The following is a 21,277-nucleotide window of genomic DNA, read 5'->3' as shown; positions in this document are numbered from 1 at the left end:
CCGGCCGCACGGGGGCGAAAAAGTCTGCGGGCGGCGGGGCGCCGGGTCGGTCAGATCCGCATCGGCATGACGACGTACTTGAACGTGGCGTTGCCGGGCAGCGTCACGAGCGCGCTCGAGTTGCCGTCGTTGAAGCGCCACTCGATCTTGTCGTTGGTGACGTTGTTCAGCACGTCGAGCAGATAGGTGACGTTGAAGCCGATGTCGAGCGGGTCGCCGTGGTAATCGACTTCGAGCTCTTCGAGGGCTTCTTCCTGTTCGGCGTTGGTGCTGGCGATCTTCAGGCTGCCGTCGCCGAGCACGAGGCGCACGCCGCGGAACTTCTCGTTGGTCAGGATCGCGACGCGCGACAGCGTCGCCAGGAGCGGCACGCGGTCGAAAGTCAGCAGCTTCGGGTGGTTCTGCGGGATCACGCGCTCGTAGTCGGGGAACTTGCCGTCGATCAGCTTCGACACCAGTTCGATCGGGCCGAAGCGGAACACGACCTGGTTGCCGGCGAGGATCACTTCGAGCGGGTCCTCGCTGTCGGCGAGCTGGCGCGCGAGTTCCATGACGGTCTTGCGCGGCAGGATCACTTCGGTGTGCGGGACGTCGGCGGCCAGCGGGTTCGACGCGAACGCCAGGCGATGGCCGTCGGTCGCGACCATGCGCAGTTCGCTGCCGCTGGCAATCAGCAGCAGGCCGTTGAGGTAATAACGGATGTCCTGCTGCGCCATCGCGTAGGCGACCTGGGCGAGCTGGCGCTTGAAGCTCTTCTGGCTCACCGAGAAGCGCGTCGCGTCGCCATCGGGCAGGTTCATGCGCGGGTAGTCGGCGGCCGGCAGCGTCTGCAGCGCGAAGCGGCTGCGGCCGGCTTTCACGGTGAGGCGCTTATCGTCGAGCGTGACCGTCACGTCGCCTTCGGGCACCGCGCGCAGGATGTCCTGCAGCTTCCTTGCGGCGACGGTGATCGAGGCGTCTTCGCCACCAATGTGGCCGGCCGTGGTGGTGCGGATCTGGATCTCGATGTCGGTCGCGAGCAGCGTCAGCTGGTCGCCGTGCTTCTCGATCAGCACGTTCGACAGGATCGGCAGCGTGTGGCGTTTTTCGACGATGCCGGCGACCGACTGCAGCGGGGCGAGGAGCGCGTCGCGGGTGGTGGTGAGCAGAAGCATGGCGTCAGAGTCTTTCCGGTTTGGATTAGGTTGTTCCGGGCTTGGCGCGGGGCGCAATCAAAAGGGCTGGGGCTGGGGCTGCGGTGTTCATCCCCTGAGGACCTGGGTGAGCACGTGGACGTCGTGGTTCAACTGGTGATCGCCGAGGCGCAGCTCGGCGATCGTGCGGCAGGCGTGCATCACGGTGGTGTGGTCGCGCCCGCCGAACGCTTCGCCGATCGCCGGCAGCGACATCGGCGTGAGGTCCTTCGCGAGCCACATCGCGACCTGGCGCGGACGGGCGATGACGCGCGTGCGCTTCTTCGAGTGCATGTCGGCGACCTTGATCTTGTAGTAGTCGGCGACCGTCTTCTGGATGTGCTCGATCGTCAGCTGGCGGTTGTGCGCGTTCAGCAGATCCTTCAGCGCATCCTTCGCGACTTCGAGCGAGATACCGCGGCCGTGGAAGCGCGCGAACGCGACGACCTTGTTCAGCGCGCCTTCGAGCTCGCGCACGTTCGAGCGCAGGTTCTTCGCGATCAGGAAGGCGACGTCGTCGTGCAGGTCGACGCGCAGCGCCTCGGCCTTCTTCTGCAGGATCGCGACGCGCATCTCGAGCTCGGGCGGCTCGATCTGCACGGTGAGGCCCCAGTCGAAGCGCGAGATCAGGCGGTCTTCGAGGCCCTGGATGTCTTTCGGGTAGGTGTCGCAGGTGATGACGATCTGCTTGCGCGCTTCGGTCAGCGCATTGAACGCGTGGAAGAACTCTTCCTGCGTGCGGTTCTTGTTGTTGAAGAACTGGATGTCGTCGATCAGCAGGAGATCGAGCGAGCGGTAGTAGCGCTTGAACGCGTCGAAGCTCTTCTGCTGGTAGGCGCGCACGACGTCGGCGTAATAGTCCTCGACGTGCACGTAGCGGATCACCGCGCGCGGGTTGTGACGGTACACGGCATTGCCGATCGCGTGCACGAGGTGGGTCTTGCCGAGGCCGACGCCGCCGTAGACGAACAGCGGGTTGTACGACGTGCCGGGGTTCTGCGCGACCTGCATCGCCGCGGCGCGCGCGAGGTCGTTGGCGCGGCCGGTGACCAGCGTGTCGAACGTGAAGTCGGCGTTCAGACGCGTCTTCTCGTAGGCGAGGGCTGCCGCGGTGACGACGGATTCGGGCTCGGCCGGGCGCGTGACGACGGCCGGTGCGGCAACCGTGGCTGCAGGCGCCTGCGAGGGAGCCGGGGCAGGGGCGGGGGCAGCGACGGGCGCGCTGCCGACGGCCGGGCGCGCGGCCGGGCGTGCCGCGCCGGCGGCGGGCAGCACGAGTTCGATTTCGATCGGTGCGCCCTGGAACTCGGCGCCGAGTTCGCCGATCCGGCGCAGGTAGCGCTCCCGCACCCACTGCAGCACGAAGCGGCTCGGTGCGACCAGCCGCAGCGCGGCGCCGGCGCCAGCCTGTTCTTCATCGGCGTGCAGCGTCTTGATCCAGGTGTTGAACTGCTGCGGCGGCAGTTCGTGTTCCAGGCGCGACAGGCAGAAGGACCAGAGATCTTGGCTCACGGATTCGACGGTTTGGGCTTGCGGCACGGTTTTCAAAGCGTACCCTCTCCACTGTTCACCAAGGCGGCGAAAAGACGGCGGCAGCTTGATGTGGGTTATAGGGACGCTTTCGCGGAAGTGAAGGCAGAGCGCGGTGCAGGGACGCTGCTCGTGCTCTGTGATCGACCGAAAGCGGAAACGCGGATTCTACCCCCCGCGGCAAAAGTTATCCACAGGTCGGGGCAAAAATTGTGCTTGACAAACAGTGCATTATCCAATTAAATCTCGCGTTTGACCCAAATACTGGCAGACCGAAATGAAACGCACCTATCAGCCTTCCGTCGTCCGTCGCAAGCGCACCCATGGATTCCTGGTCCGCATGAAGACCCGTGGCGGTCGCGCAGTGATCCGCGCCCGTCGTGCAAAGGGCCGTCACCGTCTCGCCGTTTGAGGTGAGCAGCCGGCCGGGCGTTGACCAGCGATTCCTCGACGCCTACAGGTTACGAAAAACGGATGAGTATTCATCCGTTTTTGCTTTTCGGCGGGCCTTCAAGGGGCGGTTTTTCATCGCCCATTATCGTCCCAACGAACTCGGGACGGCGCGCCTGGGCGTCGTCATCGCGAAGAAACTGGCGAAACGGGCCAACGTGCGCAACCTGCTGAAACGCATCGTGCGCGAACAGTTCCGCAAGGCGCGGCCCGCGCTTGCGCACCATGACCTCATCGTGCGGCTGCATGCGCCGGTGAAGATGGCGACGCGTGCGATGATCAACGACGATGTCGTGAATCTGCTCGGGCGGTTTCGCGAGTGATGAAAGCGCTGGTGCTCGGCCTGCTGCGTGTTTACCGGTACGGGATCAGTCCCATGCTGGGCCGTAACTGCCGTTTTCATCCCTGCTGCTCCGAGTATGCGCAGGAAGCTGTCGAGCGCCATGGCGCGATGCGTGGCGGCTGGCTTGCGCTCAGGCGGGTGGGCCGTTGCCACCCATTCCATCCCGGCGGGTATGATCCCGTCCCCTGAACAATTTCAGATCGAACAATAATCCGATGGATCAGCGCCGCCTCGTACTCTTCCTCGTCTTCTCCCTTTCCCTCGTGATGCTGTGGAATGCCTGGCTGAAGCAAAGCCAGCCCGCGCCGGTCGCCGTCACTGCGACCGCGGGTGTCGAGGGTGCCGGCGTGCCGACTCCGACGACCGGTGTTGCGCCGGGGGCGGCGACCGCCGTGCCGGGCGTGCCCGGCGTGGCGACCGCTTCGACCGCGCCGCGCATGGTGGTGCGCACCGACCTGATGGTCGCGGAAGTTTCGGCGCAGGGCGGCGACATCGTCCGGCTCGAACTGGCGAAGCACAAATCGACAGCCGACAAGACGAAGAACTTCGTGCTGTTCGACGACGGCACGATCCACCTGTATGCGGCGCAGTCCGGGCTGATCGGCGAGGACCTGCCGACCCACAAGACGACGTTCAGTCTGCCGCAGGGCGAACAGGTCATGAAGGAAGGCGAGGACCGTCTCGTCGTGCGGCTCGAGGCGCCGGAGCAGGATGGCGTCAAGGTCACGAAGGTGATGACTTTCCATCGCGGCAACTATCTCGTCGAAGTTGCCTACGAGATCGTGAACAGCAGCGAGCGCACCCTTTCGCCCCACGCGTATTACCAGCTCACGCGCGACGGCAAGCCGGCCGAGTCGGTCGAGGCGTTCGGCGTCACGACGTTCACCGGCCCGGCGTTCTACACCGAGGCCGAGAAGTTCCAGAAAGTCCAGTTCGAGGAAATCGCCGAAGGCAAGGCGAAGTTCATCAAGAAAGCCAGTGACGGCTGGATCGCGATGGTCCAGCATTATTTCGTCAGCGCGTGGCTGCCGCAGGGCGGGGCGGAACGCGAGTTTTTCGCGCAGAAAGTCGGCAACGACCTGTATTCGGCCGGGGTGATCGTGCCGGTGGCGGCGATCCCGCCGGGACAGAGCGGACGCGTCGAGGCGAGCCTCTACGCCGGCCCGCAGGAACAGGACAAGCTCGAAGATATCGCGCCCGGGCTCGACCTGGTCGTCGATTACGGCTGGCTGACGGTGATCGCCGCGCCGCTGTTCTGGGTGCTGTCGTGGATCCACAGCATCGTCGGCAACTGGGGCTGGGCGATCATCATCGTGACGATCCTGATCAAGCTGATGTTCTTCCCGCTGTCCGCCGCGAGCTACAAGTCGATGGCGAAGATGCGGGTGCTCGGCCCGCGCATGCAACGCCTGAAGGAGCTGTACGGCAACGACAAGGCGAAGATGCAGCAGGAAATGATGGAGATGTACCGCAAAGAGAAGATCAATCCGCTCGGCGGCTGCCTGCCGATCCTGGTGCAGATCCCGGTGTTCATCTCGCTGTACTGGGTGCTGCTCGGCAGCGTCGAGATGCGGCAGGCGCCGTGGCTCGGCTGGATCCAGGACCTGTCGGCGAAGGATCCGTACTTCATCCTGCCGGTGATCATGGGCGCGTCGATGCTGATCCAGATGAGGCTCAACCCGACGCCGCCCGATCCGATCCAGGCCAAGGTCATGATGGCGATGCCGGTCATTTTCACCTTCATGTTCCTGTGGTTCCCGTCGGGCCTGGTGCTGTACTGGGTTGTGAACAATATTCTGTCGATCGCACAGCAATGGCAGATCACGCGGATGATCGAAGGTGAGAAGTCCGGCGCCAAGCCTGCCTGACACCATCGCGGCGGTCGCGACCGCGCCGGGGCGCGGCGGCATCGGAGTCGTTCGCGTCTCCGGTGCGGCGCTCGCGCCGTTCGCCCGTGCGCTGACGGGCCGGCTTCCTGAACCCCGCCACGCGGCGTTCACGCCTTTCGTCGACGCCGGCGGCAAGCCGATCGACGAAGGCATCCTGCTCTATTTCCCGGCGCCCCATTCGTTCACGGGCGAGGACGTCATCGAACTGCAGGGGCACGGCGGGCCGGTCGTGCTGCAACTCGTGCTCGCGCGCTGTCTCGAACTCGGCGCGCGGCTGGCCGAGCCCGGCGAGTTTTCGCGCCGCGCATTCCTCAACGGGAAAATGGACCTCGCCCAGGCCGAGGCGGTCGCCGATCTGATCGAGGCGTCGACGGTCGCGGCGGCGCGCTCCGCGGTGCGTTCGCTGTCGGGCGCGTTCTCTGACGAAATGCACCGGCTCACCGACGCGCTGATCGACCTGCGGATGCTCGTCGAAGCGACGCTCGATTTTCCCGACGAAGACGTCGAGTTCCTCGAAAACGCCCGCGCCCTGGAGCGGCTCGACGCGATCCGCGTCAAGCTCGAAGGGGTGCTCGAGCGCGCGCGTCAGGGAGCGCTGCTGCGCAGCGGGATGAACGTCGTCCTGGTCGGCCAGCCGAATGTCGGCAAGTCCAGCTTGCTGAACTGCCTCGCCGGCGACGAGCGCGCGATCGTCACCGACATCGCCGGCACGACACGCGACGCTGTGCGCGAGACGATCGCGATCGAGGGCATTCCGATCCATGTCATCGACACGGCCGGGCTGCGCGAAACAGCCGATCCGGTCGAGCGCCTGGGGGTCGAGCGGACCTGGCGCGAGATCGCGCGCGCCGACGTCATCCTGCGCATCGTCGATGCGCGAGTCGGTCCGCAGCCGGGTGACGAGGCGATCGATGCGGCGCTGCCGGAAGGGGTGGAGCGGATCACGATCTTCAACAAAATCGATCTGTGCGGGCTCGAGCCGGCGCGACTGCAGCGGGACGACGGCGTTGCGATCCATCTGTCCGCACAGCTCGGGCTCGGCGTCGATCTGCTGCGCAGCGAGCTGCTGAGGGTGGCCGGCTGGCACGCGCATGGCGATGACGTCGTGCTTGCGCGGGAACGCCATCTTGTCGCATTGCGCGAGGCGCTGACGCACGTGGTCGCGGCGCGATCGCAGTGCGGCGCGCTGGAATTGTTCGCGGAGGAACTCCGGCTGGCCCAGGTCTCTATCGGCGAGATAACCGGAGAGTTCTCGTCCGACGACCTGTTGGGAGTGATTTTTTCGCGGTTCTGCATCGGCAAGTGATCGGCGTGCAGTGCCGGTGCCGAGCGGCCAATCGATTCGACGCGGCAGCCGTTTCCATGCATCTTGCTGTTCCACGTGAAACAGGCCCGCATTGATGGGCGAGCTCGAAACGCTGCTGTTCTTTCTCGGGCTTGCCGCTTTTCTTGCCGGCTTCATCGATGCGGTGGTCGGTGGAGGCGGGCTGGTGCAGATCCCGGCGCTGTTCACGGCTTTCCCTGCGAGCCTGCCGGCGACGCTGTTCGGCACCAACAAGCTCGCGAGCATCGTCGGCACGAGCAGTGCGGCGATACAGTACGCGCGGCGGGTTGCGATTCCATGGCGGGTCGCGTTGCCGGCTGCGGCGTCCGCGCTCGCCGGAGCATGGTTCGGGGCGCGTGCCGTAGCGTATCTGTCGCCGGCGGTGCTCAAGCCCGTGATCCTGCTGCTGCTGATACTGGTTGCAATCTACACGTTCATTCGCAAGGACTTCGGCACAGCAGCAGATGCAACGGTCGAACCGCAACACGCGACCGCACTGGCCGTGCTGATTGGTGCGAGCGTCGGGTTCTACGACGGGTTCTTCGGGCCGGGAACCGGAAGCTTTTTGATCTTCCTGTTCGTCCGCTTCCTGGCGATGGACTTTCTCCGCGCGTCCGTGACGGCGAAGATCGTGAATGTCGCGACGAACCTCGCAGCGATCGCGTTCTTCACTTCGCACGTCGCAATCCTGTGGCAGGCCGCCGGTGTAATGGCGTGCGCCAATCTCGCCGGCGCGCTCGTCGGTTCGCGGCTCGCGCTGCGTCACGGCGCGGCGTTCGTACGAAAAATGTTTCTCGGGATCGTGGCAACGCTGATCGGAAAGATGCTGTTCGATATCGTCGTCGCAGGGTGATGGGGGGTATGAAGGTTTCACGTGGAACACGTTTCTGCGCTTCGTCCGGTCAGGCCCGAATGGTGGACATGTCATTGCCTGGTCATATTGCTCCCCAGCGTGCGAGCGAGGCCGAAGGATTGTCCTCATTCAACGACGCACGGATAAACGCCTTGCCGGGCGCGGAATTATCGCCCTGCAGTATTACAATGGCGCGACGCGCTGCATCACACAGATGTTGCCAAATTACCTGCGCACTTCGCCTCGCGTAGCTTGCGGGGCAGAGTGCCATCCAGCAAAGTTCCGATTCCCGTGACCATTTCCTCCCGACCGGCCAAAGGCCGCCCCGTGCTTCCGAGCGACGGTCTCGGCTATGCCCTGTTGCAGGCGGCGTCTCTCGTCGAGGCGGTCCTTGGGGGCGCCAATCTGACCGAGGCCTACGAACGGCTGCTGCGCGCGAATCCCGGCTGGCCGGATGCAACGCGCGGCGCGGTTCGCGATCTGGCGTGGGGGACGCTGCGCGACTACGGGCGCGGCGATGCCGTCCTGCGCCGCCTGTTGCACAAACCGTTGCCGGTCGCGCTGCACGCTCTGCTGCTGGTTGCGCTGCACCGGCTCGAGCACCGTCCGGATCAGGCGCACACGGTCGTGGACCAGGCGGTCGATGCGGCCGCGGTGCTCGCGCCGGGCCTGAAAGGCGTCGTCAACGGCGTGCTGCGCAAGCGCCTGCGCGACGAACACGAGCTGGCGTGCCTCGTCGAGGCGGACGAAGCGGCGCGCTACCGCCATCCCGCGTGGTGGGTGGCGCAGCTGCGGGCTGCCTGGCCCGACGACTGGGAGGCTGCGCTCGAAGCGGGCAACCAGCGCCCCCCGATGGCGCTGCGGGTCAATCGCACGCGAGCGAGCGTGGAGGCCGTCGAAGCGGAACTGCGCGAAGCGGGAATCGGCTGCCGGCGGCTCGCGAACGACGCGCTGGTGCTCGACAAGCCGGTACCGGTGGCGGGCCTGCCCGGTTTCGCGAGCGGGCGCGTCTCGGTGCAGGATGCGGGAGCGCAGTGGGCGGCGCGGTGGCTGGATCTGGCGCCCGGCCAGCGGGTGCTCGACGCGTGCGCGGCGCCTGGCGGCAAGGCTGCCCATATCCTCGAGACGATGCCGGTCGAGCTTGTCGCGCTGGAGCTCGATCCGAAACGCGTCCAGCGCATCCGCGACAACCTCGAACGCCTCGGCCTGCACGCGCAGGTGCTGACTGCCGATTGCCGCGCCCTCGACGCGTGGTGGGATGGCCGGCCGTTCGACCGCATTCTTGCCGATGTTCCCTGTTCGGCGTCGGGTGTCGCGCGGCGGCATCCGGATATCAAGTGGTTGCGGCGACGCGAGGATGTCCGCCGCTTCGCCGCCCAGCAAGCCGGGATCGTCGACGCACTGTGGCCGACGCTGGCGCCCGGCGGCAGGATGCTTTACGTCACCTGCTCCGTTTTCGATGAAGAAAATACAGCCCAGATCACGCGGCTGAGTGCGCGCCATCCCGATCTCGAACGGCTCGAGATCGACGGCAGCCTCGAGCGACAGTTGCTGCCCGGTATGGATCATGACGGTTTTTTCTACGCGCTCCTTGGCAAGCGTCGCTAAGCTGCTGCGGGCCGCGCTGCTCGCGCTGCTCCTGGGCCTGCTGCCGCTGCCGGCAGTCGCGGAAGGGGATATCGGCTACGCCGAGATCGTCGCGAGCGAAGAGGGCTACGTGGTCAACGCCGACATCAACCTCGACCTCAACCAGCGCCTGGCCGATGCGGTGACCCATGGCGTGTCGCTGTATTTCACCGCCGAATTCATCGTCGAGCAGCCGCGCTGGTACTGGTTCGACGAGGCTATCGTCGAGCGCGCGCTGAACTTCCGCCTCTCGTACCACGCGATTACGCGCAGCTTCCGCCTGTCGGTCGGCAATTTCCACCAGAGTTTCGACACGCTGGATTCGGCCGTGAGGACGATGCTGCGGATCCGCAACTGGCAGATCGTCCCCGTCGACGAACTCGATGCGGGCGAATCCTATCGCGCGGCGTTGCGCTTTTTCCTCGACACGAGCCTGTTGCCGAAGCCGTTCCAGGTCACCGCGCTCGGCAGCCGGGACTGGAACCTGGGAACGGACTGGATGCGGTGGACGTTCCTCGCCGGCGGCCCGAGATGAAACGTGTCCTGCTGATCGTCGTCGCGGCGGTCGCCGGCATCTCGCTGTTTCTGCTGGCGTCGGCGAGTTCGAACACCGATCTGTTCGCCAAAAGCTATCCGTATCTGCTCGCGATCAACGGCGCGGTCGCCGTCGCCCTCGGCGGGCTGGTCGGTTTCCAGCTGCGCGCGCTGTGGCGCGAGTACCGCGATCGCCAGTTCGGTTCGCGGATCAAGTACCGGCTGATGCTGATGTTCGCCCTGATGGCGCTGGTCCCCGGCATCATCGTCTATGCGGTATCGCTGCAGTTCGTCGTCCGCAGCATCGAGTCGTGGTTCGATGTGCGGGTCGATTCCGCGCTCGAAGGCGGCATCGCGCTGGGGCAGAACGCGCTCGACTACCTGGCTTCGCAGATCGGTGACAAGGCCCAGGACATGGCGCTGGAACTCGAAGGCATGGCGCCCGTTTCGCCAACCTTGCTGAATCGCCTGCGCGAACGCGCCGGTGTCAGCAGCGCCTCGGTGATCGGCTCCAACGGCCAGGTGCTGGTGACCGTGTCGGGCGAATTCGGCGGTTTCCTGCCTGATCTCCCGACCGTCGCGCAGCTGCGCCAGGCGCGCCAGACGCAGCGCTATCACATCGTCGATACCCGGCCCGGGGACGGGCTGAGGATCCGTGTCGTGGTGCCGATTCCGTCGCGCATCCTCAGTGCCGAGTCGCAGTATCTGCAGCTGACGCAGCCGGTCCCCGAAACCTTTGCGCGCCACGCCGAAGCGGTCCAGGAAGCGTACCGCGAATACCAGCAGCTCACGCTCGGCCGTAGCGGACTGAACCGCATCTACACGCTGACGCTGACGCTGACGCTGCTGCTCGCGCTCCTTGCCGCGGTCGCGGTCGCGTTCATCCTGTCACGCCGCCTCGTCGCGCCGCTGCTGATCCTCGCCGAAGGCACGCAGGCCGTGGCGCAGGGTGACTTCAGCCCGCGCCAGGCGCTGCCGGCGCACGACGAGCTCGGCGTGCTGACCCAGTCGTTCAACCGCATGACGCGCCAGCTTGTCGAGGCGCGAGATTCTGCCGATCGTAACCGCGCGGCAGTCGAGTCGGCGCGGGCCTATCTCGAAAGCGTGCTCGCGAACCTGTCGACCGGCGTGCTGGCGTTCGCCGGGGACGGCACGCTGCGTGCCGCGAACGCCGGGGCAATGGCGATCCTCGAGGACGAACTGACGGGGTTCGAGGAGGTGCCGCTGGCGCAGTGGCCGCGCCACCAGAGCTTCCGCGATGCGCTGCTGAAAGGTTTCGATGAACATGACGGCGACTGGCACGAGCAGGTGGAACTGCCCGGCGCCGACGGCAGCACGCAGACGTTGCTGATCCACGGCGCGCGCCTGCCGACCGCCTCAGGGGGCGGTCTCGTCGTCGTCTTCGACGACATTTCCCGGCTGGTCGCTGCGCAACGCACCGCCGCTTGGGCGGAGGTCGCGCGCCGGCTCGCGCACGAAATCAAGAATCCGCTGACGCCGATCCAGCTGTCGGCCGAACGCCTGGCCTACAAGCTCGCCGACCGGGTCGATGCGGAAGGGCGGGAGATACTCGAGCGGGCGACGCGCACGATCATCAACCAGGTCGAGTCGATGAAGAATCTCGTCAATGGGTTCCGCGATTATGCGAGACTGCCGGGCCCGGTCATCGGCAGCGTCGACCTCAATGCGCTGATCGCCGAGATCCTGAATCTCTACGAGAGTTCGCCGGTGCGCGTGCGCGCCGAACTCGAGCGCGGCCTGCCTGCCGTGGCGGGCGATGCGACCCAGTTGCGCCAGGTCATCCACAATCTGCTCCAGAATGCCGAGGATGCGCTGGCCGAGCAGGGCGACGGCGTCGTGACGCTCGTCACGCGCGGGGAAGGGGACAGCGTTGTGTTGCTGATACGGGATAACGGCCCGGGCTTCCCGGCGACCGTGCTGGCCCATGCGTTCGAGCCGTACTTCACGACGAAGAGTCGCGGGACGGGCCTCGGCCTCGCGATGGTGAAGAAGATCATCGACGAACATGGTGGAGAAATCCGCCTGATGAACAGAGACTCCGGGGGCGCCGAAGTCCGCATTCGCTTGCGGCTCGCATCTCCGACCAGCGACAAGTGAACAATGGCGAACATACTCATAGTTGACGACGAAGTCGGCATCCGCGAGCTGCTCTTCGAAATACTCAGCGACGAAGGGCACGACATCGTGCTCGCGGAGAACGCTGCCGCGGCCCGCATCGCGCGCAACGCCGCGCGCCCGGACCTGGTGCTGCTCGACATCTGGATGCCCGACACGGACGGCATCACGCTGCTGAAGGAGTGGTCCGCCAACGGGCAGCTGACGATGCCGGTGGTGATGATGTCCGGCCATGGCACGATCGACACCGCGGTCGAAGCGACGCGCATCGGGGCGATCGACTACCTCGAAAAGCCGATCGGGCTGCAGAAGCTGCTCGCCGCGGTCAAGCGCGGGCTGCAGCGTCCGGCCGCACCGGGCGCGCCGTCGCCGCTGACGCTCGCGGCCTTTACCCGTTCAGTGCCGCTGCGCGAGCTGCAGCGGCTGGTCCAGCAGGTCGCGGTGACGTCGCGCGTGCTGCTCTTGCGCATCGGCGCCGGCAGTCTCGCGGAGCTCGCGGCGCGCAGCTTCCAGGCGAAGGGGGCGCCCTGGCTGGATCTGTCCACGGTCTCGCCGCCGCTCGACGTCAACCAGCTCCAGGCCTGCCAGGGCGGCGTCCTGTTCGTGCCCGAACTGTCGCGGCTCGCGCGTACGCAGCAGAAGAACCTCGCGTTCGCGCTCGAGCGCCTCGAGCGCTACGACCTGCGCCTCGTCGTCGCGACCGACCACACGCTCGACGCGCTGGTCCGCGAGGGGTGGGAGGAGTCGCTCGTGGCGCGCCTGTTCGAGGTCAGCCTCGCGCCGCCGTCGATCGCCGATGTGCGCGACGACCTGCCCGAACTCGCATCGCAATTGCTGCTGCATCTGGTCGAGGCGGGCGAGGTGCCGCGCCGGCAGTTTTCGACCGGAGCCCTGAACACGTTGCGCGCGCAGCCCTGGAGCGGCGGATACAACGAACTGCGCGCCGCGGTGAAGTCGCTCGCGCTCGGCACGCTCGAAGAGGAGATCGGCATCGCCGACGTTCGGCGGCTGCTGATCCCGTCCACCGAAGGTCATGTCGGCGTGTCCCTCGACCAGCCGCTGCGCGAGGCGCGCGAAGCGTTCGAGCGCCTGTATTTCGAGCATCACCTGCGCCTCGAAGGCAGCAACATGACCCGGCTGGCCGAGAAAAGCGGGCTCGAACGCACCCACCTGTATCGCAAGCTCAAACAGCTCGGCCTGCAGGCCGGACGCCGGAGCGAGGAAAATTGAACCCGGTCGGCGCGGCGAAATCCGGCTTCCCGGCCGATGACGGGCGCGTGCCCGCAATGCGCCACAGGAGATCCCGGCGGTGAAGATCATCATCCTCGGCGCCGGGCAGGTCGGCGCTTCGGTCGCGGAAAACCTCGTTTCCGAAGCCAACGACATCACGCTCGTCGATACCAACGCCGAGCATCTCGAAATCCTGCGCGACCGCCTGGAACTGCGCACCGTGCTCGGCAACGGGGCGTCGCCGCAGGTGCTGCGCGACGCCGGTGCCGATGACGCGGACCTGTTGATCGCGGTGACGCAGTCGGACCAGACGAATCTCTGTGCGTGCCGCGTCGCGAAGACTGTGTTCAACCTGCCGACGCGCATCGCGCGACTGCGCTCCAGCGATTTCGTCGAGCATCCGGAGCTGCTCAACAGCGACAACTTCGCGGTCGATTTCTCGATCTGCCCGGAGCAGATCGTCACCGACTACATCAAGCGCCTGATCGCGTTTCCGGAGGCGCTGCAGGTGCTGGAATTCGCCGACGGGGTGCTCAGCCTGATCTGTGTCAGCGCGTTCGAAGGCGGGCCGCTGGTGGGCCATCCGCTGAAGGCGCTGCGCTACCACATGCCGAATGTCGAGGTGCGGATCGCCGCGATCTACCGCCATGGCGAACCGCTGCTCCCCGAAGGCGATACGACGATCCTGCCCGGCGATGAAGTGTTCTGCCTCGCCGCGACGGTGCATATCCGCCAGGTGATGCGCGAGTTGCGCCGCTCGGACCGGGTGACGCGCCGCATCATGATCGCCGGCGGCGGCAACATCGGGTTGCGGCTCGCGCGCTCGATCGAGGCCGACTACAACGTCAAGGTGCTCGAAGTCGACAAGCACCGCGCCGAGGCCATCGCGACGCAGCTGAGGCGGGCGCTGGTGCTGCGTGGCGACACCACCGACGAGAAGCTGCTCGAGAACGAAGGCATCGACGAGATCGACCTGTTCCTCGCGCTGACCAACGACGACGAAGACAACATCATGTCGACGTCGCTCGCGAAGCGGATGGGCGCGCGCCGCACGCTGGCGCTGATCAACCGCCGCAGCTATGCCGACCTGGTGCAGGGCGGGCCGATCGACATCGCGATCTCGCCGGCGCAGACCTCGATCGGCTCGCTGCTCGCGCACGTGCGGCGCGGCGACGTGGTGGCCGTGCACAGCCTGCGCCGTGGCGCGGCCGAAGCGCTGGAGATCATCGCGCATGGCAACGAGAAGGACTCGAACGTCGTCGGCCGCGCGATCGAGAACATCGCGCTGCCGAAGGGCGCGACGATTGGCGCGATCGTGCGCGAGGAGCGGCGCCCCGACGGCAAGGTGATGCGGCGCGGGGTCGTCATTCCGCATCACGACACCGTGATCGAAGGCGGCGACCACGTGATCGTCTTCTGCACGCACAAGAAGCTCGTGCGCCAGGTCGAGAAGCTTTTCCAGGTCGGCTTCACGTTCCTGTAGACCATGCGCAGCTATTTCCCGGTCCTCAGCGCCCTCGGCCTGATCGTGACGATGTTCGGCGTGCTGATGGGCTTTCCGCTCGCAGTGTCGTTTTTCCTCGACGACGGCGCGACCCGCGCGTTCGATGACGCAGTGCTTCTGACCTGCGCCGCCGGGGTCGTGCTGTGGGCGCTGACGCGCCGCGTCAAGCGCGACCTGAAGCCGAGCGACGGCTTCCTGCTCGTCGCGCTGACGTGGGTCGTGACGCCGGTCTTCGGCGCGATTCCGCTGTTCGGCTATGTGCCCGGTCTGTCCGTCATCGACGCCTACTTCGAGGCAGTGTCGGGCCTGACCGCGACCGGCGGGACGGTCCTCAGCGGCCTCGACCGGATGCCGATCTCGATCAACCTGTGGCGCACCTTCATGCACTGGATCGGCGGCATGGGCGTCATCGTGCTGGTGGTCGCGATCCTGCCGCTGCTGGGTATCGGCGGCCGGCAACTGTTCCGCGCCGAAGTGCCGACGCCGATGAAGGAGTCGAGCCTCACGCCGCGCATCACCGAGACGGCAAAAGGCTTGTGGACGGCGTACATCCTGCTCACCGCCGCCTGCGGGCTGAGCCTGTGGCTCGCCGGCCTCGACGGCTGGGAGGCGCTGATCCACGCGTTCTCGGTGACGGGCCTCGGGGGTTTCTCGAGCAAGGACGCGTCGCTCGGCCATTTCAACAGCGTGCCCGTCGAGATGGTCGCGATCGCGTTCGCGCTGCTGGCGGGACTGAACTATGCGACGCACTACCTCGCGCTGGTGCGTCGCAACCCGCGCCCGTACCTGTCCGATCCCGAGTTGCCGTTCTATTTCGGCGTGCTGCTCGCGAGCGTCGCGGTGCTGACCGCCTACCTGATGAGCGTCGAGGCGCATGCCGATTTCCTGACGACGCTGCGCTACGTCGCGTTTCATGTCGTGTCGATGTCCACCTCGCTCGGGCTCGCGACCTACGACTACACGCTGTGGCCGATGTTCGCGCAGATGTGGATCCTGTTCCTCGGCAGCTTCATCGCCTGTTCCGGTTCCGCCGGCGGCGGCATCAAGATGATGCGGGCGATCATCCTGTACAAGCAGGTGTACCGCGAGATCGTCCGCTCGCTGCATCCGAACGCGGTGCACCCGGTGCGCCTGGGGATCCAGCCGGTGTCGGAGGACATCCTGCACGCGGTGCTGGGCTTCAGCTTCATGTACATGGTGAGCATCGTCGCGTTGACGCTGGTGCTCGCGGCCACCGGCCTCGACATCATCACCGCCTTTTCCGGGGTTGTCGCATGCCTCAACAACACCGGCCCCGGACTCGGCGCGATCGGCCCGGCGTCCAATTACGCGGGCCTCAACGATTTCCAGACCGCGACACTGGCGTTCACGATGATTCTCGGGCGGCTCGAAATCTTCACGCTGCTCGTCGTGCTGACCCCCGTTTTCTGGCGGCGTTGAGGCGGACCCGCCGCGCCACAGCAGACCGGGGTCGGCATGACGCCGCAAAACGCGGATAATCGCGCTTTGCCTCGAACCGGCAGACTAAAGGATGTAACCGTGAGCCGTCTCCAGAACGATACCTTCCTGCGCGCGCTGCTGCGCCAGCCCACCGACTACACGCCGCTCTGGATGATGCGCCAGGCCGGGCGTTACCTGCCGGAATACTGCGAGACGCGGCGCCGCGCCGGCAGTTTCCTGAACCTGTGCAAGAGTCCGGCGCTCGCCTGCGAAGTCACGCTGCAGCCGCTGGCACGCTACGACCTCGACGCGGCGATCCTGTTCTCGGACATCCTCACGGTGCCGGATGCGATGGGACTGGGGCTGTACTTCGCCGAAGGCGAAGGCCCGCGCTTTGAGCGCCCGCTGCGCGACGAATGGGAAATCCGCAACCTGGTCGCGCCCGACCCGCACGCCGAACTGCAATACGTCATGGATGCGGTCGCCGAGATCCGCCGTGCGCTCGGTGGCAGCGTGCCGCTGATCGGTTTCTCGGGCAGCCCGTGGACGCTTGCCTGCTACATGGTCGAAGGCGGTTCGTCCGACGACTATCGCCGCATCAAGACGATGGCCTACACCCGGCCCGACCTGCTGCATCACGTGCTGCGCGTCACCGCCGACTCGGTCGTCGCCTACCTCAACGCGCAGATCGAATCCGGCGTGCAAGCGGTCATGGTGTTCGATTCCTGGGGCGGCGTGCTGTCGGAAGCGGCTTATCGCGAGTTCTCGCTGCCGTACCTCGAGCGCGTCGTCGCCGGCCTGATCCGCGAGCGCGATGGCGAGCGCGTACCGAGCATCGTGTTCACCAAAGGTGGCGGCCTGTGGCTCGAGAGCATCGCCGCGATCGGCTGCGATGCGGTCGGCCTCGACTGGACGATGGATATCGGCCGCGCGCGCGCGCTCGTCGGGGACAAGGTCGCGCTGCAGGGGAATCTCGATCCGGCGATCCTGTTTGCGCCGCCCGAAGTGATCGCGACCGAGGCGAAGCGGGTGCTCGACGCGTTCGGCCCGCACCCCGGGCATGTGTTCAACCTCGGCCACGGCATCTCCCAGTTCACGCCGCCCGAGGCGGTATCGGTGCTCGTCGACACCGTGCATCAGCACAGCCGCAAATTGCGCGGCGGACGCTGAGGGCGGTAGCGGAAACTGCCGCGCACCCGCCCGCCGCGCTGCTTCGGGCGGTTTCCGTTCTGGGCAGCGGCGGCCATCGATGACATAGGAATGGCCGGTTCTGCCTTACGTCGAGCGGCTGCTGTCAAGGAGAAAATATTTAGAAACAGCTTGACTTATGCACACCGCACCGTTCCGGATTGAAACTACACAACAAGCGTTCGCGATATTACAGGTCGCTAATAAGTCCATGAAAAATATGAAGAAAAATTTTGCCCACTGTTAAGGCAAAGTGACTGAATGGCTTGTGGCGTACCGGTTTCAGGACATTTCACCCAAGCTGTTCACAAAGTTATCCACAGAATATGTGGACAAGCCGATTAAGGGTTATCCGGTAGATATTTAGTTGGGTTTTCCATGTGAAAACTTAGCTATCTCCAGCAAGCTTTTGATTTCAAAAGAAAGACCTATGAAGGTATGAATCAGACATGCGGATCGTTCGCGTTTCCCTGCCGGTTCCTCTGCCGCAACTCTTTGATTACACGTCTGAAGATGCGACCGAAGGGGATATCGGACGCTGCATCCGCGTACCGTTCGGGCGCGGCGAGAAGAGCGGCGTCATCGTCGCGATCGCCGACGATTCCGCGATCGACCCCGCGCGGCTGAAAGCCGTACGCCACATCCAGCGCGAAGTCGCGCCCCTGCCACGCGACTGGCTCGAACTCGTCGCGTTCGTCGCGCGCTATTACCACGCGCCCCCCGGGGAAGTCATCGCGCTGGCGCTGCCGCCGGGCCTGCGCCGCGCGGACGCGGTCAGCGACCGCGAATCGGATCCGCTGCTCGACGTCGGTGATGTAGGCCGCGCCGCCCTTGCGGCGCCGCGGCGGCCGAGCCGGGCGCTCGCGCTGCTGCGTGATTTGGTCGCGCTGGGCGTCGTGCGGCACAGCGTGGCGCGGGCGCTGCCGTCCGGTGACGCGCTCGCCGACGCGCTGCGCCGTGGCTGGATCGTCCCCGTGCGGCGCGCCAATCCCGCCGACGCCGCAGGCGAACTGCCGCAGCTGACGGCCGAGCAGGGCGCGGCGATCGACGCCGTGCTCGCCGCCGGGCCGGGCTTCGTGCCGTGGCTGCTGCAGGGGGTCACCGGCAGCGGCAAGACCGAGGTCTATCTGCGCCTCGCCGCCCGCACGCTCGAGGCCGGGTGCCAGGTGCTGATGCTGGTGCCGGAGATCGCGCTGACGCCGCAGCTCGAAGCGCGGGTGGCCGGCCGCTTCCCGTCGGCAACCGTGATCAGCCTGCATTCGGGACTCGCCGCAGGCGCACGTTCGCGTGGTTTCGTGCAGGCGCTCGAAGGCCGTGCCGACATCGTGCTCGGCACGCGGCTCGCGGTGTTCGCCGCGCTGCCCCGGCTGGGGCTGATCCTCGTCGACGAGGAGCATGACGCGTCGTACAAGCAGCAGGAAGGCGTGCGCTATTCGGCCCGCGACGTCGCCGTGTGGCGCGCCCGGCAACGCGACGTGCCGATCCTGCTCGGCTCGGCGACGCCGTCGCTCGAGAGCTGGCAGCACGTGCGTGCCGGGCGTTACCGCGGCCTGCGCCTATCCGCGCGTGCGGTGGCGAGCACGCTGCCGGCGGTGCGGCGCATCGACACGCGGCGCGTGCGCCTCGACGAGGGCCTCAGCCCGGCGCTGCAGGCGGCGATCGGCGAGCGCCTCGCGCGCGGCGAGCAGAGCCTCGTGTTCATCAACCGTCGCGGTTACGCGCCGGTGCTGTCGTGCCCCTCCTGCGGCTGGGTCAGCCAGTGCCCGCACTGTTCGGCGAACCTGGTCGTGCATCTCGCCGACCGCCGGCTGCGCTGCCACCATTGCGGCTGCGACAGCGCGATCCCGCGCGTCTGCCCGGTATGCGGCAACCAGGACATCCAGCCGTTCGGTCGCGGCACGCAGCGCGTCGAAGCGCGGCTGGTCGAGCTTTTTCCCGGCGCCCGGGTGCTGCGTGTCGATCGTGACTCGGCGCGCACCCGGAAGCAGTGGGAGGCCATGCTCGCGACGATCGCCGCCGGCGAGGCCGACATCCTGGTCGGCACGCAGATGATGGCGAAAGGGCATGATTTTCCGCAGCTCACGCTGGTCGGCGTGGTCGGCGCCGACGCCTCGCTGCACGCGGCCGACTTCCGCGCGCCGGAGCGCCTGTTCCAGCAGCTGATGCAGGTTGGCGGCCGGGCCGGACGTGCGCACCTGCCCGGCGAAGTGCTGATCCAGACCGAATATCCCGAACATCCGCTGTACCGCTGCCTGGTGCGCCACGATTTTGACGCCTTTGCCGCGCGTGCGCTCGATGAGCGCCGCCAGGCGGGGTTCCCGCCTTTCACCCATCAGGCGATGCTGCGCGCCGACGCGCCGGCGCTCGACGACGCGATGAAGTTCCTCGCCCATGCCCGCCGCCTCGCCCAGGACAGTGCGCCGGAAGGTGTGCAGGTGTTCGACGTGGTGCCGATGCGCATGACCCGCCTCGCCCGCCGGGAGCGCGCGCAGCTGCTCGTCGAGGCCGGGGAACGGGCGCGGCTGCAGGAATTCGTCGGTCGCTGGATCGGCGTGCTGCGGGCCCAGCGGCTGACGCGTGAGCTGCGCTGGCAGCTCGATGTCGATCCGCTCGACGTCTGACGAGGCTGCCCGGCAGGGCTTCAGCGGGGATTCGTGCGCAGCGCGCTCACCGCGTCGCGGTAACGTTCCAGCGCTTCGCTGCGGCACGTCGCGCTGACTCCGAGATCGCGCACCAGCCCGTCGCACAGGCCGTAGCACCAGCCATGAATCATCACCCGCTGGCCGCGTTCCCAGGCTTCGCGCAGCACCGAGGTCTGGCTGACGTTGACGACCTGCTGCATCACGTTGAGCTCGCACAACTGGTTGATGCGCTGCAGCGGATCCTCGATCGCTGCCAGCATCGTCTCATGCAGGTCGCGCACGTCCTGCACATGGCGCAGCCAGTTGTCGATCAGGCCGAGCCGGCTGTTGTTGAGCGCCGCCCCGACGCCGCCGCAGCCATAGTGGCCGACGACGAGGATGTGCTTGACCTGCAGCACGTCGACGGCGTACTGGATGACCGACAGCGCATTGAGATCGGTATGGACGACCACGTTTGCGACGTTGCGGTGAACGAAGACCTCCCCCGGCGCGAGGTCGATGATCTGGTTTGCCGGTACGCGGCTGTCGGAGCAGCCGATCCACAGGTATTGCGGCGACTGCTGGTTCGCGAGGCGGCGGAAATAGGCGGGATCCTCGCTGCGGATGCGCTCGGACCAGTTGCGGTTGTTGGTGAACAGCTGATCGATTTCGTGCATCGTTTCGTCTCGGCAGTGATTAGGGGGTCCAGATGTCGAGTGCTTCGAGCTGGCGGGTCGCCGCTTCGGCCCAGCCGCGGTTCGCGGTCGGGTTGGCCGGGCTCGGGTGGAGGATGCGCGCGATGCGCAGCGCCCGGCCGGCGAGCACTTCCGCGGCCCGGTTTTCCGCCCACGCGCCGACGCCGATCACCCATTCGGGCTCCAGCGCCTCGACGACGCGGCGCAAATGCTCGTCGCAGGCCGCGAGCAGGGGCCCGGATTCGGCGGGGGGAAGCTTGTCCGGCGTGAGGTTGCGGCCTTCGGCGAAAAACGCCAGCGGACAGTAGTTGGCGACGAAGTGGCTGGCGAAGAACGCTTCCGGCGTGCCGAAGCGTTCGCGGAACAGGCCCCACAGGCGACGCCCGCTGACTTCGGAGCGCGGGCACGCGAAGCCCTCGATCGGACGCTTCGGGTTTTCCACGGCCGGTTTGCCGACCGGGCCGGCGAGGCCGAGCCAGTCGCGCACCGCCGCGACTTCGCCGAACGGCACGCCGGTCTGGGTCATGCCGAACGGGCCCGGATTCATGCCGATGAACAGCACCCGCTTGCGCCCGGCGCCGTAGCGGCGCAGGTAGCTCTCGTGGATCGTCCACGCGTAGTCGAGCGGGTTGTAGACGTGGCTGACGGGAGGCGCGAAGCGCAGGCCGTCGACGTCGCGGGCCAGCGCGCGGGCCGCGGCGATCAGGGCGCGGACGGAAGGGTCGGTGGTCATGGCGTGTGG

General features: G+C 66.6%; 18 protein-coding genes. 14 read left to right on the top strand and 4 right to left on the bottom strand.

Annotated elements, in window-relative coordinates:
- Positions 1-50 precede the first annotated feature (50 nt).
- Positions 51-1,154, bottom strand: a complete 1,104-nt coding sequence (dnaN, locus tag GO606_RS11400; RefSeq protein ID WP_169117280.1) for a DNA polymerase III subunit beta — start codon at positions 1,152-1,154, stop codon at positions 51-53.
- Between the two features lie 87 nt (positions 1,155-1,241).
- A complete protein-coding gene (gene dnaA / locus GO606_RS11395; RefSeq protein ID WP_246979509.1) occupies positions 1,242-2,684 on the bottom strand; it encodes a chromosomal replication initiator protein DnaA in 1,443 nt (480 codons plus the stop codon).
- 295 nt (positions 2,685-2,979) lie between these two features.
- Here dnaA and rpmH point away from each other — a divergent pair, with 295 nt between their 5' ends.
- From rpmH to GO606_RS11325, 14 genes are all read left to right on the top strand, one after another.
- Positions 2,980-3,114, top strand: coding sequence for a 50S ribosomal protein L34 (rpmH, locus tag GO606_RS11390; protein WP_002926183.1), 135 nt, complete (start codon positions 2,980-2,982; stop codon positions 3,112-3,114).
- The gene (rnpA, locus tag GO606_RS11385) at positions 3,083-3,475 is read left to right on the top strand and encodes a ribonuclease P protein component (RefSeq protein WP_246979508.1); all 393 of its coding nucleotides are present in this window, start codon (positions 3,083-3,085) and stop codon (positions 3,473-3,475) included. The genes rpmH and rnpA overlap by 32 nt, the downstream gene beginning before the upstream one ends.
- On the top strand, positions 3,475-3,684 hold the full coding sequence (gene yidD / locus GO606_RS11380) for a membrane protein insertion efficiency factor YidD (RefSeq protein ID WP_169117282.1): 210 nt from the start codon (positions 3,475-3,477) through the stop codon (positions 3,682-3,684). The genes rnpA and yidD overlap by 1 nt, the downstream gene beginning before the upstream one ends.
- 26 nt (positions 3,685-3,710) lie before the next feature.
- The gene (gene yidC / locus GO606_RS11375) at positions 3,711-5,363 is read left to right on the top strand and encodes a membrane protein insertase YidC (RefSeq protein ID WP_169117283.1); all 1,653 of its coding nucleotides are present in this window, start codon (positions 3,711-3,713) and stop codon (positions 5,361-5,363) included.
- Positions 5,335-6,690 carry a tRNA uridine-5-carboxymethylaminomethyl(34) synthesis GTPase MnmE gene (mnmE, locus tag GO606_RS11370; RefSeq protein WP_169117284.1) on the top strand — a complete coding sequence of 452 codons (1,356 nt, stop codon included), beginning with the start codon at positions 5,335-5,337 and terminating at the stop codon, positions 6,688-6,690. Before yidC ends, mnmE begins: the two co-directional genes overlap by 29 nt.
- 94 nt (positions 6,691-6,784) lie before the next feature.
- Positions 6,785-7,561: a TSUP family transporter gene (locus tag GO606_RS11365; RefSeq protein ID WP_169117285.1), complete on the top strand. Its 777-nt coding sequence runs from the start codon at positions 6,785-6,787 to the stop codon at positions 7,559-7,561.
- Positions 7,562-7,888: 327 nt separating this feature from the next.
- Positions 7,889-9,169: a 16S rRNA (cytosine(967)-C(5))-methyltransferase RsmB gene (gene rsmB / locus GO606_RS11360; RefSeq protein WP_169117286.1), complete on the top strand. Its 1,281-nt coding sequence runs from the start codon at positions 7,889-7,891 to the stop codon at positions 9,167-9,169.
- Entirely contained in the window at positions 9,129-9,722 is a 594-nt protein-coding gene (locus tag GO606_RS11355) for a DUF4390 domain-containing protein (RefSeq protein WP_169117287.1), read from the top strand. Before rsmB ends, GO606_RS11355 begins: the two co-directional genes overlap by 41 nt.
- Positions 9,719-11,839 carry a sensor histidine kinase gene (locus GO606_RS11350; protein WP_169117288.1) on the top strand — a complete coding sequence of 707 codons (2,121 nt, stop codon included), beginning with the start codon at positions 9,719-9,721 and terminating at the stop codon, positions 11,837-11,839. Before GO606_RS11355 ends, GO606_RS11350 begins: the two co-directional genes overlap by 4 nt.
- A gap of 3 nt (positions 11,840-11,842) precedes the next feature.
- Positions 11,843-13,087, top strand: coding sequence for a sigma-54-dependent transcriptional regulator (locus GO606_RS11345; protein ID WP_169117289.1), 1,245 nt, complete (start codon positions 11,843-11,845; stop codon positions 13,085-13,087).
- Positions 13,088-13,166: 79 nt separating this feature from the next.
- Positions 13,167-14,570: a Trk system potassium transporter TrkA gene (gene trkA, locus GO606_RS11340; protein WP_169117290.1), complete on the top strand. Its 1,404-nt coding sequence runs from the start codon at positions 13,167-13,169 to the stop codon at positions 14,568-14,570.
- A gap of 3 nt (positions 14,571-14,573) precedes the next feature.
- On the top strand, positions 14,574-16,031 hold the full coding sequence (locus tag GO606_RS11335) for a TrkH family potassium uptake protein (RefSeq protein ID WP_169117291.1): 1,458 nt from the start codon (positions 14,574-14,576) through the stop codon (positions 16,029-16,031).
- 99 nt (positions 16,032-16,130) lie between these two features.
- Entirely contained in the window at positions 16,131-17,201 is a 1,071-nt protein-coding gene (gene hemE, locus GO606_RS11330; RefSeq protein ID WP_169117292.1) for a uroporphyrinogen decarboxylase, read from the top strand.
- A 467-nt stretch (positions 17,202-17,668) separates the two neighbouring features.
- Positions 17,669-19,840, top strand: a complete 2,172-nt coding sequence (locus GO606_RS11325; protein WP_169117293.1) for a primosomal protein N' — start codon at positions 17,669-17,671, stop codon at positions 19,838-19,840.
- Between the two features lie 20 nt (positions 19,841-19,860).
- Here GO606_RS11325 and can read toward each other — a convergent pair whose 3' ends face one another.
- On the bottom strand, positions 19,861-20,517 hold the full coding sequence (can, locus tag GO606_RS11320; RefSeq protein ID WP_169117294.1) for a carbonate dehydratase: 657 nt from the start codon (positions 20,515-20,517) through the stop codon (positions 19,861-19,863).
- 19 nt (positions 20,518-20,536) lie between these two features.
- Complete coding sequence (locus tag GO606_RS11315; RefSeq protein WP_169117295.1) at positions 20,537-21,268, bottom strand: uracil-DNA glycosylase family protein; 732 nt, start codon at positions 21,266-21,268, stop codon at positions 20,537-20,539.
- Positions 21,269-21,277 lie beyond the last annotated feature (9 nt).

The sequence above is a fragment of the Aromatoleum anaerobium genome (assembly GCF_012910705.2).
GTDB classification, from domain to species: Bacteria; Pseudomonadota; Gammaproteobacteria; order Burkholderiales; family Rhodocyclaceae; genus Aromatoleum; species Aromatoleum anaerobium.
The sequence above is the reverse complement of the archived record's forward strand: the minus strand, read 5'-3'. Positions and strand labels throughout refer to the sequence as shown.

Bases quoted from the DNA above. Each gene is read 5' to 3' on its own strand.
- GO606_RS11325 (WP_169117293.1), top strand. From the start codon at position 17,669: ATGCGGATCGTTCGCGTTTCCCTGCCGGTTCCTCTGCCGCAACTCTTT.
- rpmH (WP_002926183.1), top strand. From the start codon at position 2,980: ATGAAACGCACCTATCAGCCTTCCGTCGTCCGTCGCAAGCGCACCCAT.
- GO606_RS11365 (WP_169117285.1), top strand. From the start codon at position 6,785: ATGGGCGAGCTCGAAACGCTGCTGTTCTTTCTCGGGCTTGCCGCTTTT.
- GO606_RS11350 (WP_169117288.1), top strand. From the start codon at position 9,719: ATGAAACGTGTCCTGCTGATCGTCGTCGCGGCGGTCGCCGGCATCTCG.
- GO606_RS11355 (WP_169117287.1), top strand. From the start codon at position 9,129: ATGACGGTTTTTTCTACGCGCTCCTTGGCAAGCGTCGCTAAGCTGCTG.
- GO606_RS11315 (WP_169117295.1), bottom strand. From the start codon at position 21,268: ATGACCACCGACCCTTCCGTCCGCGCCCTGATCGCCGCGGCCCGCGCG.
- GO606_RS11335 (WP_169117291.1), top strand. From the start codon at position 14,574: ATGCGCAGCTATTTCCCGGTCCTCAGCGCCCTCGGCCTGATCGTGACG.
- GO606_RS11345 (WP_169117289.1), top strand. From the start codon at position 11,843: ATGGCGAACATACTCATAGTTGACGACGAAGTCGGCATCCGCGAGCTG.
- dnaN (WP_169117280.1), bottom strand. From the start codon at position 1,154: ATGCTTCTGCTCACCACCACCCGCGACGCGCTCCTCGCCCCGCTGCAG.
- yidD (WP_169117282.1), top strand. From the start codon at position 3,475: ATGAAAGCGCTGGTGCTCGGCCTGCTGCGTGTTTACCGGTACGGGATC.
- can (WP_169117294.1), bottom strand. From the start codon at position 20,517: ATGCACGAAATCGATCAGCTGTTCACCAACAACCGCAACTGGTCCGAG.
- yidC (WP_169117283.1), top strand. From the start codon at position 3,711: ATGGATCAGCGCCGCCTCGTACTCTTCCTCGTCTTCTCCCTTTCCCTC.